Origin of the sequence: Streptomyces cavernae, assembly GCF_004023625.1 — a bacterium.
GTDB lineage: Bacteria > Actinomycetota > Actinomycetes > Streptomycetales > Streptomycetaceae > Streptomyces > Streptomyces cavernae.
In genome coordinates this window covers 130,999-143,218 of sequence record NZ_ML137714.1, presented here as the reverse complement: position 1 = coordinate 143,218, position 12,220 = coordinate 130,999, and the positions used below count along the sequence as shown (strand labels likewise).

The window sequence follows — 12,220 nt, the reverse complement described above, 5'->3', positions numbered from 1 at the left end:
GGGCCGGCAGACTCAACTCTTCCGGTGCCCGATCAGCCGGGGCTTCTGCTCCAGACCGTCCAGCCCGTGCCACGCCAGGTTCACCAGATGCGCCGCCACCTCCGCCTTCTTCGGCCGGCGCACGTCCAGCCACCACTGGCCCGTCAGCGCGACCATCCCCACCAGCGCCTGCGCATACAGCGGCGCCAGCTTCGGATCGAAACCGCGGCTCTTGAACTCGCGGCCCAGAATGTCCTCCACCTGCGTGGCGATGTCCGAGATCAGCGACGCGAACGAACCCGTCGACTGCGGAATGGGGGAGTCACGGACCAGGATGCGGAAACCGTCCGTGTACTCCTCGATGTAGTCAAGGAGCGCGAACGCCGCCTGTTCACACAGTTCGCGAGGATGACCGGCGGTGAGGGAACTCGTCACCATGTCCAGCAGACGCCTCATCTCACGGTCCACCACCACCGCGTACAGCCCCTCCTTGCCACCGAAGTGCTCGTACACCACCGGCTTGGACACCCCGGCCTTCGCCGCGATCTCCTCCACCGACGTGCCCTCGAAGCCCTTCGCGGCGAAAAGGGTGCGACCGATCTCCAGCAACTGCTGACGGCGCTCCGCACCGGTCATCCGGGTACGGCGCGTACGCCGCGGCTTGTCGTTGCTCGGGGTACTGCTGGAGTCGGTCGCCACGCCGTCAATCATGCCGCCTCTGCAGTCACCTTCTTCCGCCGGGAGCTCTCCTCATCCGAGTTGCGACGCGAATCGATACGCGAGCGTGACGGCCAGCGCACGTCGTACGCCCAACCGAACCGTTCGAACCAGCGGATGATCCGCGCCGAGGAGTCCACCTGCCCCCGCTCCACACCGTGCCGCGCCGATGTCGGATCCGCGTGGTGCAGGTTGTGCCACGACTCACCGCACGACAGCACCGCCAGCCACCACACATTGCCCGACCGGTCGCGCGACTTGAACGGCCGCTTGCCCACCGCGTGACAGATCGAGTTGATCGACCACGTCACGTGATGCAGCAAAGCCACCCGGACGAGCGACCCCCAGAAGAACCCGGTGAACGCGCCCCACCAGGACATCGTCACCAGACCACCGATCAGCGCCGGCAGCGCCAGCGACACCACGGTCCACAACACGAACTGCCGGGAGATCGCACGAATCATCGGGTCCTTGATCAGATCCGGCGCGTACTTGTCCTGCGGCGTCTGCTCCTCATCGAACATCCAGGCGACATGCGCCCACCACAGGCCCTTCAGCAGGGCCGGGATCGTCTCCCCGTAGCGCCACGGCGAGTGCGGGTCACCCTCCGCGTCGGAGAACTTGTGGTGCTTGCGATGGTCCGCCACCCAGCGCACCAGCGGACCTTCCACCGCCAGCGAACCCGCGATCGCCAAAGCGATCCGCAGTGGCCGCTTGGCCTTGAAGGAACCGTGCGTGAAGTAGCGGTGGAAACCGATCGTGATGCCGTGGCAGCCGAGGAAATAGAAGAAGACCAGCAGACCCAGGTCCAGCCAGCTCACCCCCCAGCCCCAGGCCAGCGGCACCGCCGCGACAAGTGCCAGGAACGGGACGGTGATGAAGAGAAGAAGCGTGATCTGCTCGATCGACCGCTTCCGCTCACCGCCCAGCGTGGCGGACGGGAGCTCAGTGTCGTTGGTCGCCTTCGGGGCGTCGTCGATCACATCGGAGCGCGTGGTCATAGGGGCGTCCCCTGTGGGGTTTCGAGGGTTGCGACAGATGCCCGGCCACGGACCTTCAACTTCCTACGGTTCCGTAACCTACGGCGTCGTAAGTATGGCAGTACCGGGCCCGGCGGCAAGAGCCCGTCGTCTGCGCGTCCGGACCCGCCACATATCCTTGGAGGCGGTTCGGACAGCGCGGTCCGCTCTGTTTTCTTCCCGGATGCACCCTCCCTAAAAGCCGACAGGCCCCCACAAGGCCGACAGGCCCCAGGCCGACCGGGTTCCCTCCCGGACGAGCTTCAACACTGCAAGGAGCCGCACCTGTGAGCAGTGCCGACGACCAGACCCCGACGACCAGCAGCGAGCTGCGCGCAGACATCCGCCGGTTGGGTGACCTGCTGGGCGAGACACTGGTCCGCCAAGAGGGCCCCGAACTCCTCGAACTCGTCGAACGCGTACGTCACCTCACCCGCGAGGACGGCGAAGCCGCCGCCGAACTGCTCCGCGGAACCGAACTGGAGACCGCCGCCAAGCTCGTCCGCGCCTTTTCCACCTACTTCCACCTTGCCAACGTCACCGAGCAGGTGCATCGCGGCCACGAACTGCGCGCCAAGCGCGAAGCCGAAGGCGGCCTCCTCGCCCGCACCGCCGACCGCCTCAAGGACGCCGACCCCGCACACCTGCGCGAAACCGTCGCCCACCTGAACGTTCGCCCCGTCTTCACCGCCCACCCGACGGAAGCCGCCCGCCGCTCGGTCCTCAACAAGCTGCGCCGCATCGCCACCCTCCTGGAAACCCCCGTCCTGGAAGCCGACCGCCGCCGCTACGACACCCGCCTCGCCGAGAACATCGACCTCGTCTGGCAGACCGACGAACTCCGCGTCGTCCGCCCCGAACCCGCCGACGAGGCCCGCAACGCCATCTACTACCTCGACGAACTCCACGCCGGCGCCGTCGGAGACGTCCTCGAGGACCTCACCGCCGAACTCGAGCGGGTCGGCGTGGCACTCCCCGACAGCACCCGCCCCCTCACCTTCGGCACCTGGATCGGCGGCGACCGCGACGGCAACCCCAACGTCACCCCCCAGGTCACCTGGGACGTCCTCATCCTCCAGCACGAACACGGCATCAACGACGCCCTGGAGATGATCGACGAACTCCGCGGCTTCCTCTCCAACTCCATCCGCTACACCGGCGCCACCGAGGAACTGCTGACCTCACTCCAGGACGACCTCGAAGCCCTTCCCGAGATCAGCCCCCGCTACAAGCGCCTCAACGCCGAAGAGCCCTACCGCCTCAAGGCCACCTGCATCCGGCAGAAGCTCGAGAACACCAAGCAGCGCCTCGCCAAGGGCATCCCCCACGCACCCGGCCGTGACTACCTCGGCACCACCGAACTACTGCGCGACCTCACCCTCATCCAGACCTCCCTGCGCGAACACCGCGGCGGCCTCTTCGCCGACGGCCGGATGAACCGCATCATCCGCACCCTCGCCGCCTTCGGCCTCCAACTCGCCACCCTGGACGTCCGCGAACACGCCGACGCCCACCACCACGCCCTCGGCCAGCTCTTCGACCGCCTCGGCGAGGAATCCTGGCGCTACGAGGACATGCCCCGCGAATACCGGCACAAGCTCCTCGCCAAGGAACTCAGGTCCAGGCGCCCCCTCGCCCCCACCCCCGCCCCGCTCGACGCCGCCGGCACCAAGACCCTCGGCGTCTTCGAAACCGTCAAGCGGGCACTGGAAGTGTTCGGACCCGAGGTCATCGAGTCGTACATCATCTCCATGTGCCAGGGCGCCGACGACGTCTTCGCCGCCACCGTCCTCGCCCGCGAAGCCGGACTCATCGACCTCCACGCAGGCTGGGCCAAGATCGGCATCGTCCCGCTGCTGGAGACGACCGACGAACTCAAGGCAGCGGACGTCATCCTCGACGACATGCTCGCCGACCCCTCCTACCGGCGACTGGTGGCCCTGCGCGGCAACGTCCAGGAAGTGATGCTCGGCTACTCCGACTCCTCCAAGTTCGGCGGCATCACCACCTCCCAGTGGGAGATTCACCGAGCCCAGCGCCGGCTGCGCGACGTAGCCCACCGCTACGGCGTCCGCCTCCGCCTCTTCCACGGCCGCGGCGGCACCGTCGGCCGCGGCGGCGGCCCCTCCCACGACGCCATCCTCGCCCAGCCCTGGGGAACCCTCGAAGGCGAGATCAAGGTCACCGAACAGGGCGAGGTCATCTCCGACAAGTACCTCGTGCCGTCCCTCGCCCGGGAAAACCTCGAACTGACCGTCGCCGCCACCCTCCAGGCATCCGCCCTGCACACAGCACCCCGCCAGTCCGTCGAGGCCCTCGCCCGCTGGGACGCCGCCATGGACGCCGTCAGCGACGCCGCCCACGCCGCCTACCGGCGACTCGTCGAGGACCCCGACCTCCCCGCGTACTTCTTCGCCTCCACACCGGTGGACCAGCTCGCCGACCTGCACCTCGGATCACGGCCCGCACGCCGCCCCGACTCCGGCGCCGGACTCGACGGCCTGCGCGCCATCCCCTGGGTCTTCGGCTGGACCCAGTCCCGGCAGATCGTCCCCGGCTGGTTCGGCGTCGGCTCCGGCCTCAAGGCACTGCGCGAAGCCGGCCTCGACACCGTCCTCGACGAGATGCACCAGCAGTGGCACTTCTTCCGCAACTTCATCTCCAACGTCGAGATGACCCTCGCGAAGACCGACCTCAGGATCGCCCGCCACTACGTCGACACCCTCGTCCCCGAGGACCTCAAGCACGTCTTCGCCACCATCGAGGCCGAACACGAACTGACCGTCCGCGAGGTGCTGAAGGTGACGGGCGAGGCGAAGCTCCTCGACGCCAACCCCGTCCTCCAGCAGACCTTCGCCATCCGCGACGCCTACCTCGACCCGATCTCCTACCTCCAGGTCGCGCTCCTCAAGCGCCAGCGCGACGCGGCCCAGGCCGGCACCGAACCCGACCCCCTGCTGGCCCGGGCACTGCTGCTCACGGTCAACGGCGTCGCGGCAGGCCTGCGCAACACCGGCTGACCCACGGAAGAACCGCCGAACCGCGGAAGAACGCCCAGCCGCGGAAGAACCGCCGAACCGCGGAGGAACGCCGAGCCGCGGAAGAACAGCTGACCCACGGAAGAACCGCCGAACCGGCCCGCACGGGAGATCCCGCGCGGGCCGGTCCCCGTTGCGGTCAGGCCCCGCCTACCAGACCAGCGTCACGTACGAGGCGGTCAGCAACGTCGCCCCCGCACCCGCCATCGCCCACCCCACCTGCGTCTTGCGCAGCGTGCCCGCCACCAGCACCGCCGCGAGGACCAGCGCACCACCCAACGGCACCAGGGCATGGAACAGACCGGTAAAACCGGAACGAACCACCTCATCAGAGCTCGGCTTCACCGTGACCGGGATCTTCTCACCCTGTTCCTCGGAGATCGACCGATCGATGACCACACGAGAACGCGGCTGCGACCCCGGCGACAGCGGTGCGTACGAACCCGTACAACGCTCCTCACCACAGCGCTGCACCGTCATGGTGCCGCGCTCCCGCCCCTTGGTCAGCACCACGTACTGAGCCGTGCCCCAGGAAGCCCACACCGCGGACGCCAGCAGCAGCGCGGCCAGCACCGCCGCCGCACCACGCACGCTGATCCGGAGCGGACCGTTCACTTTTGGCATGGCCGCGATCCTTGGCCATAGCGCTGCGCCGGGTCAAGCCAGAGTGGCACGGGCCACTCTCCCACCCGAACCAGCCCCACCGGACCCTCAGGAGTTGTACGCGCTCTGCGCCCGCTCCAACCCCTCCGTCACCAGGCACTCCACCGAATCCGCCGCCCGGTCCACGAAGAAGTCCAACTCCTTGCGCTCCGCCGACGAAAAATCCCTCAACACAAAATCCGCGACCTGCATCCGACCCGGCGGGCGCCCGATCCCGAACCGCACCCGGTGATACCCCGACCCCATCACTTTCGTCATCGACTTCAACCCGTTGTGACCGTTGTCGCCACCACCCAGCTTCAGCCGCAACACCCCGTAATCGATGTCCAGCTCATCATGAACCGCCACAACCTGCGCCGTCGGCACCTTGTAGAACTCCCGCAGCGCGTTCACCGGACCACCCGACAGATTCATGAACGACATCGGCTTCGCCAGAATCACCCGCCGGTTCTCCGGACCAGGAGCACCAATACGCCCCTCGACAACCTGCGCCTGCGCTTTCTGAGCCCGCTTGAACCTCCCCCCGACCCGCCCCGCCAGCAGATCCACCACCATGAACCCCACGTTGTGCCGGTTCATGGCGTACTCGGACCCCGGATTGCCCAGCCCGACGATCAGCCAGGGCGCATTGGCGTCGGTCGTCACGTCCACATCTCCTTGATACGCGCCAGCCGCCGCCCCACAAAGGGAACGGCGGCTGACGAACGACAGTGAAGAAACCGGCGATCAGGCCTCGGGACCCTCTTCGCCCGCCTCCTCGGCACCCTCAGGCGCCTCCTCGGCCTGCGCGGCCAGCACCTGGAGGACCACAGCATCCTCCTCGACCGCCAGCGAAACACCCGACGGCAGCGCGATGTCCTTCGCCAGCACCGAAGCGCCGGCCGCAAGACCCTCGACCGAAACGGAGACCGACTCGGGGATGTGCGTGGCCTCGGCCTCCACCGGCAGCGCGTTCAGCACGTGCTCCAGCAGGTTGCCACCCGGCGCCAGCTCACCCTCGGTGTGCACCGGAATCTCCACGTTGACCTTTTCGCCGCGCTTCACCAGCAGCAGGTCCACGTGCTCCAGGAAACCCTTCACCGCGTCACGCTGAACGGCCTTCGGAATCGCCAGCTCGTTCGACTTACCGTCGATGCTCAGCGAAATCAGAACGTTCGGCGTACGCAGCGCCAGCAGCAGGTCGTGACCCGGCAGCGTCAGGTGCAGCGGGTCCGAACCGTGACCGTACAGAACACCCGGAACCTTGCTCGCACGACGAATACGACGCGCGGCACCCTTACCGAACTCGGTACGGGTCTCGGCAGCGAGCTTCACCTCGGACATGCTCATCACTCCTCGTAGGGGCGAATAACGGACAGGTCACCCGGCCAACGAACGGCCTGCTACGAAGAGCGCGTCGATAACGGACAACCGCACCCGAACAACAGGCGCGGCCTCCCTCGCCGAGCAACTGCAACAGACTACTCGGCAGGGAGGCCGCACAAGAAATCGATCTACCCGACAGCTACGGAAGCCTCGGCGAGGGGCACACTCACCCGCGCCTACCGCCGCTCACACAGGCCTACTGCTCGTCGAACAGGCTCGTCACCGAACCGTCCTCGAACACCTCACGCACCGCACTCGCGATCGTCGGCGCGATCGACAACACCGTGATCTTGTCCAGCTCCAACTCCGCCGGCGTCGGCAGCGTATTCGTGAACACGAACTCACTGATCTTCGAGTTCTTCAACCGGTCCGCCGCCGGACCGGACAGCACACCATGCGTCGCCGTCACTATCACGTCCTCCGCACCGTGCGCGAACAACGCCTCCGCCGCAGCCACGATCGTGCCACCCGTGTCGATCATGTCATCGACCAGCACACACACCCGGCCCCGCACATCACCGACCACCTCATGCACCGTGACCTGGTTCGCCACGTCCTTGTCACGCCGCTTGTGCACGATCGCCAGCGGCGCACCCAGCCGGTCGCAGTACCGGTCCGCCACCCGCACCCGGCCCGCGTCCGGAGACACCACCGTCAGCTTCTCCCGGTCCACCTTCGTCCCCACGTAGTCCGCCAGCAGCGGCAACGCGAACAGATGGTCCACCGGACCGTCGAAGAAACCCTGGATCTGGTCCGTGTGCAGATCCACCGTGAGGATCCGGTCCGCACCCGCCGTCTTCATCAGATCCGCGATCAGACGCGCCGAGATCGGTTCACGTCCCCGGTGCTTCTTGTCCTGACGGGCGTAACCGTAGAACGGAACAATCACGGTGATGCTCCGAGCGGAAGCCCGCTTCAGAGCATCAATCATGATCAACTGTTCCATGATCCACTTGTTGATCGGAGCCGTATGGCTCTGCATCAAGAAACAGTCCGCACCACGCGCCGACTCCTGATACCGGATGTAGATCTCACCATTGGCGAAATCGAACGCCTTCGTCGGCACCACCCCGACACCCAGCTGCTGCGCCACCTCCTCGGCAAGCTCGGGGTGGGCGCGGCCGGAGAAGAACATCAACTTCTTCTCGCCGGTCGTCTTGATCCCGGTCACGACTGTCTCCTAGAGGTGTCTCAGCTGGGCATGAGAGGTCGTCTCAGCTGGGGGGTGCGGGCGCGCACACAGATGCGCACCTCTTACGGTACGCCGTACCCGAGGCGCCCCATCCAGCTCACCCCTCCTCGGACCGCTCCCCCGAAGCCGCCTCCGCCGCCTTCGCGGCCGCACTCCCAGGACGCTTCCGAGCCACCCAGCCCTCGATATTCCGCTGCTGGCCACGGGCCACGGCCAACGCACCCGGCGGCACATCCTTTGTGATCACCGAACCCGCAGCGGTATAAGCACCGTCCCCAACCGTGACGGGAGCCACAAACATATTGTCCGAGCCCGTCTTGCAGTGGGAACCCACCGTCGTGTGATGTTTGTCCTGCCCGTCGTAGTTCACGAACACGCTCGCCGCACCGATGTTCGAGTACTCGCCGATCGTCGCATCACCCACATACGACAAATGCGGCACCTTCGTACCCTCACCGATCGACGCGTTCTTCGTCTCGACGTACGTACCCACCTTCGACTTCACACCCAGATGAGACCCCGGACGCAGATACGCGTACGGACCCACCGACGCCTGCGGACCCACGAACGCACTGTCCGCCACCGCATTGATCACCCGAGCCCCCGCACCCACATGCGTGTCTTTCAACCGCACATTGGGACCGACCTCGGCACCCTCACCCACGTGCGTCGCACCCAGCAACTGCGTACCCGGCTGCACCACGGCGTCCTGCTCGAACGTGACCGTCACATCCACCCACGTCGTCGCCGGATCCACCACGGTGACGCCCGCGAGCATGGCCTGAGTCAGCAACCGGTCATTGAGGATCCGACGCGCCTCCGCCAGCTGCACACGATTGTTGATGCCGGCGATCTCACGATGATCCCCGGCGACAGACGCACCGACGCGATGCCCCGCCTCACGCAGGATCCCGAGCACATCCGTCAGGTACTCCTCACCCTGAACGTTGTCCGTCCGCACCTTGCCGAGAGCGTCCGCCAGCAACTGCCCGTCGAACGCGAACACCCCGGAATTGATCTCCCGGATCTCACGCTGAGCCGCGGACGCGTCCTTGTGCTCCACGATCTCCGTCACCGCACCGGACACACCGTCCCGCACGATCCGGCCATAACCCGTCGCATCCGGAACCTCAGCAGTCAGCACCGTCACCGCGTTCCCATCGGCGGAGTGCGTCGCGGCAAGCTGCCGCAGCGTCTCCCCACTCAGAAGCGGGGTGTCACCGCAGACCACCACTACAGTGCCGTCGATGCTGCCGCCCAGCTCCTCCAGCCCCATCCGAACCGCATGCCCGGTCCCGTTCTGCTCCGCCTGCACGGCGGTACGGACCGTCGCGTCGATCTCGTTCAGGTGCGCGGTCACCTTCTCGCGCGCGTGACCCACGACGACGACCAGGTTCTCCGGCTCCAACTCGCGCGCGGCGGCGAGCACATGACCGACGAGGGAACGGCCACAGATCTCGTGCAGGACCTTGGGTGTGGCCGACTTCATACGGGTTCCCTCACCCGCTGCGAGGACGACTACGGCTGCCGGGCGGTTGGCGCTCACGGGGGTGCCCTTCGGTGATGCTGGTGCGGGTGGACATCCGCAGGATACCGGGGCGTAGGGGGTGGGAAATGTGAACGGGCCCTGACCCTTTGGGCCAGAACCCGAACCTTTAGCTCCCGGAGAAGGACTCGAACCCTCATTCAACGGACCAAAACCGTTTGTCCTACCTTTAGACGATCCGGGATAGTTTGTGCGTTATGTCCGACTTCGGTGATCGGCTTCGCGCACGGACTCCACTATGCCGCACCAAGAGCCTTCGATGCGACGATACAAGTCGGCGCTCTTGAGCATATTGATCACAAGGCAGCCGTGGTAGGTCTCGCCGACGTTCTTGCGAGTGGTCTTGGGGTTGTGCTTCTTGAGGGTCGTCTTGTTGAACATGGAGCTGTCGGCGCCGACGAGGTCCGCCCAGTATCGTTCGGCGCCGCCCACGTCCGCCGACTCGTGGATCATGACGGTGAAACGCAGGAGGTCTCGTTCGACGCCGAGAAGGTCGAGCCAGGACAGGAAGACCTGGATCATGCCCGGATCGCTATTGACGAACGAGACCTTTTCGCGGCGGTCGTACGGCTTGTCCTTGCTTCCCTCCGCCCAGTAGAGGGCGGCGCCGATGAGGAACAGCTCACGGGGCGAGACGTCGCCGACTGCCTGCTTGGCAGCCTCCTTTGTGCGCTGCCGCTCTTCGTCGCGGATCCGCAGAGTCGCCTCCCATCCCTTCCTCGCGATCGCCGCGGCCTCCTCGTAACTCCGCTTGCGCTCCGGCTTCGGCAGATCCCTGACCCACAACGAGATCGAACTCTTCGAGCACCCCAGCTCCACCTGGATCTGGTCGTACGTCCAGCCCTGGAGGCGTAGCCCGCGGGCCTTGTGGCGGAGGTCGTCCTTCGCGTTGGGGCGCTTGGTCCACTCCGGCGGGGGTCCGCCCTCCAGGAGTCGGTTGAGGAGGTCGTTGTTGTCGACGTGGAGTCGGTCGCGGATCTGGCGGCGGCTGAGTCCGGCGCGCCGCAACGCGACCGCCCGCTCCCGCAACCCTTCGAAGTCGGCGTACTTGCCTGGTGGATGTGCCATGGGCAAACCCTGATGGCGGAATGTGGGCGTCCGGTATCGAACGGTGAGCGAATCAGCAGTTCGAGTGATATCGGACGGTTTCGCATTTGTTCGGTTACGGAGTGTGGTGGGAGTTGGGGAGGAAACTCACCGGAAAGGTGTGGGGTCTGCTCGTAGGCTGGAGGCATGACCACGACGGGGGAAGACCACGCGACGGGCTGGACCGGCCCGTTGTGGTGGGTCAGGTGGCGCAGTGCGGTGTTGGACTCGGTGCTGGCGGGGGTGTCCGCCGTGGAGTGCGCCGTGGAGGGGATTCCGTTCGCGCGGGACGCGGGGCTGCCGGTGCCGGCGGGGATGGTGTTCGGGCTGATCGCCGGGTCCGTGTTGCTGCTGCGGCGGATGTGGCCGATCGTCGTGGTGTTGGTGTCGATCGCGATCACTCCGGCCCAGATGGGCTTGTTGATGGCGGTCGTGGGGCTTTACACCCTTGCCGCTTCGGAGCTGCCTCGGCGGATCATCGGGGCGCTGGCGGGGATGTCTCTGGTGGGGATGTTGATCGTCACGTTCGTTCGGGCGCATCAGAGTGTGGCGCGTGGTGATTTGACGATCGGTGACTGGGTTGTCCCGTTCCTCTCGGTGAGTACGGCTTTGGGGGTTACGGCGCCGCCTTTGCTGCTGGGTCTGTATGTGGGCGCGCGGCGGCGGCTGATGGAGAGTCTGCGGGAGCGTGCGGATTCTCTGGAGCGGGAGTTGATGCTGCTCGCGGAGCGGGCGGAGGAGCGGGCGGAATGGGCGCGTAACGAGGAGCGGACGCGGATCGCGCGGGAGATGCATGACGTCGTGGCGCACCGGGTGAGTTTGATGGTGGTGCATGCGGCGGCGTTGCAGGCGGTGGCGCGTAAGGATCCGGAGAAGGCGGTGAGGAATGCCGCGCTGGTGGGGGACATGGGGCGGCAGGCGTTGACGGAGTTGCGGGAGATGTTGGGGGTTTTGCGTTCGGGGGAGGGCTCGGTTCGGCCGGCCGGGGGTGTGCCGTTGGCCGCGGTGGGGGTTGCGGCTTCGCGGGCTGCGGACGCGGTGGTGGCTTCGCGGGTGGTGGCGGTGGACGAGGGTGAGGGGCCTTCGTTGGCTGAGCTGGCTGTGTTGGTGGGGCAGTCGGCTGCCGCGGGGATGGTGGTGGATCTGTCGGTGGAGGGGGATGCGCGGGGGTATGCGGCGGCGGTGGAGCAGACGGCTTACCGGGTGGTGCAGGAGGCGTTGACGAATGTGTTCAAGCATGCGGCGGGGGCGAAGACGCATGTGAGGGTGGCGCATCGGGGTGGGGAGATCGCGATGCAGGTGGAGAACGAGCCGCCGCCGGAGCCGGGGTCGGCGTCGGCGGCGCGGTTGCCGAGTGGGGGGAACGGTTTGGTGGGGATGAAGGAGCGGGTTTCGGCGCTCGGGGGTGTGTTTGTGTCGGGGCCGACGGATGCCGGGGGGTTCCGGGTGTCGGCGGTGATTCCGGCGGGTCGCTGAGGCGGCTGTTCCTTCGGCGGTGACGCGGAGGCCGTTTGTCCTTCGGTGGCGGCCCGGAGCCCGTTTGTCCTTCGGTGGCCGCCCGGGGCCCGCTCGGTCTTCGGTGGTGGCGCGGGGGGCTGTTTGTCCTCCGGGGGCG

10 protein-coding genes and 1 tRNA gene are annotated in these 12,220 nt (G+C 66.8%); 2 read left to right on the top strand and 9 right to left on the bottom strand.

Annotated elements, in window-relative coordinates:
- Positions 1-12 precede the first annotated feature (12 nt).
- The gene (locus EF387_RS08575) at positions 13-690 is read right to left on the bottom strand and encodes a TetR/AcrR family transcriptional regulator (protein WP_128375902.1); all 678 of its coding nucleotides are present in this window, start codon (positions 688-690) and stop codon (positions 13-15) included.
- On the bottom strand, positions 687-1,697 hold the full coding sequence (locus EF387_RS08570; protein ID WP_128375901.1) for an acyl-CoA desaturase: 1,011 nt from the start codon (positions 1,695-1,697) through the stop codon (positions 687-689). The genes EF387_RS08575 and EF387_RS08570 overlap by 4 nt, the downstream gene beginning before the upstream one ends.
- 305 nt (positions 1,698-2,002) lie before the next feature.
- Here EF387_RS08570 and ppc point away from each other — a divergent pair, with 305 nt between their 5' ends.
- Positions 2,003-4,735: a phosphoenolpyruvate carboxylase gene (ppc, locus tag EF387_RS08565; protein ID WP_128375900.1), complete on the top strand. Its 2,733-nt coding sequence runs from the start codon at positions 2,003-2,005 to the stop codon at positions 4,733-4,735.
- Positions 4,736-4,903: 168 nt separating this feature from the next.
- On the opposite strand, the gene EF387_RS08560 is transcribed toward ppc, so the two are convergent.
- The 7 genes from EF387_RS08560 to EF387_RS08530 all read right to left on the bottom strand — a co-directional run bounded on the left by EF387_RS08560 (position 4,904) and on the right by EF387_RS08530 (position 10,587).
- The gene (locus EF387_RS08560) at positions 4,904-5,377 is read right to left on the bottom strand and encodes a hypothetical protein (RefSeq protein WP_128375899.1); all 474 of its coding nucleotides are present in this window, start codon (positions 5,375-5,377) and stop codon (positions 4,904-4,906) included.
- Positions 5,378-5,464: 87 nt separating this feature from the next.
- On the bottom strand, positions 5,465-6,067 hold the full coding sequence (gene pth, locus EF387_RS08555; protein WP_128375898.1) for an aminoacyl-tRNA hydrolase: 603 nt from the start codon (positions 6,065-6,067) through the stop codon (positions 5,465-5,467).
- Between the two features lie 75 nt (positions 6,068-6,142).
- Positions 6,143-6,739, bottom strand: a complete 597-nt coding sequence (locus EF387_RS08550; protein WP_128375897.1) for a 50S ribosomal protein L25/general stress protein Ctc — start codon at positions 6,737-6,739, stop codon at positions 6,143-6,145.
- 238 nt (positions 6,740-6,977) lie between these two features.
- Positions 6,978-7,952 (bottom strand): ribose-phosphate diphosphokinase, encoded by a 975-nt coding sequence (locus EF387_RS08545; protein ID WP_128375896.1) that lies wholly within the window; start codon positions 7,950-7,952, stop codon positions 6,978-6,980.
- 118 nt (positions 7,953-8,070) lie between these two features.
- Positions 8,071-9,519 (bottom strand): bifunctional UDP-N-acetylglucosamine diphosphorylase/glucosamine-1-phosphate N-acetyltransferase GlmU, encoded by a 1,449-nt coding sequence (glmU, locus tag EF387_RS08540; protein WP_128375895.1) that lies wholly within the window; start codon positions 9,517-9,519, stop codon positions 8,071-8,073.
- Between the two features lie 113 nt (positions 9,520-9,632).
- Positions 9,633-9,703: transfer RNA gene (locus EF387_RS08535), tRNA-Gln, on the bottom strand.
- 11 nt (positions 9,704-9,714) lie between these two features.
- Entirely contained in the window at positions 9,715-10,587 is an 873-nt protein-coding gene (locus EF387_RS08530; RefSeq protein ID WP_128375894.1) for a hypothetical protein, read from the bottom strand.
- A gap of 165 nt (positions 10,588-10,752) precedes the next feature.
- Here EF387_RS08530 and EF387_RS08525 point away from each other — a divergent pair, with 165 nt between their 5' ends.
- The gene (locus tag EF387_RS08525) at positions 10,753-12,081 is read left to right on the top strand and encodes a sensor histidine kinase (RefSeq protein WP_128375893.1); all 1,329 of its coding nucleotides are present in this window, start codon (positions 10,753-10,755) and stop codon (positions 12,079-12,081) included.
- Positions 12,082-12,220: the final 139 nt, after the last annotated feature.

Coding starts and splice junctions, on each gene's coding strand:
- EF387_RS08570 (WP_128375901.1), bottom strand. CDS start 1,697: ATGACCACGCGCTCCGATGTGATCGACGACGCCCCGAAGGCGACCAAC.
- EF387_RS08530 (WP_128375894.1), bottom strand. CDS start 10,587: ATGGCACATCCACCAGGCAAGTACGCCGACTTCGAAGGGTTGCGGGAG.
- EF387_RS08550 (WP_128375897.1), bottom strand. CDS start 6,739: ATGTCCGAGGTGAAGCTCGCTGCCGAGACCCGTACCGAGTTCGGTAAG.
- EF387_RS08560 (WP_128375899.1), bottom strand. CDS start 5,377: ATGCCAAAAGTGAACGGTCCGCTCCGGATCAGCGTGCGTGGTGCGGCG.
- EF387_RS08525 (WP_128375893.1), top strand. CDS start 10,753: ATGACCACGACGGGGGAAGACCACGCGACGGGCTGGACCGGCCCGTTG.
- EF387_RS08575 (WP_128375902.1), bottom strand. CDS start 690: ATGATTGACGGCGTGGCGACCGACTCCAGCAGTACCCCGAGCAACGAC.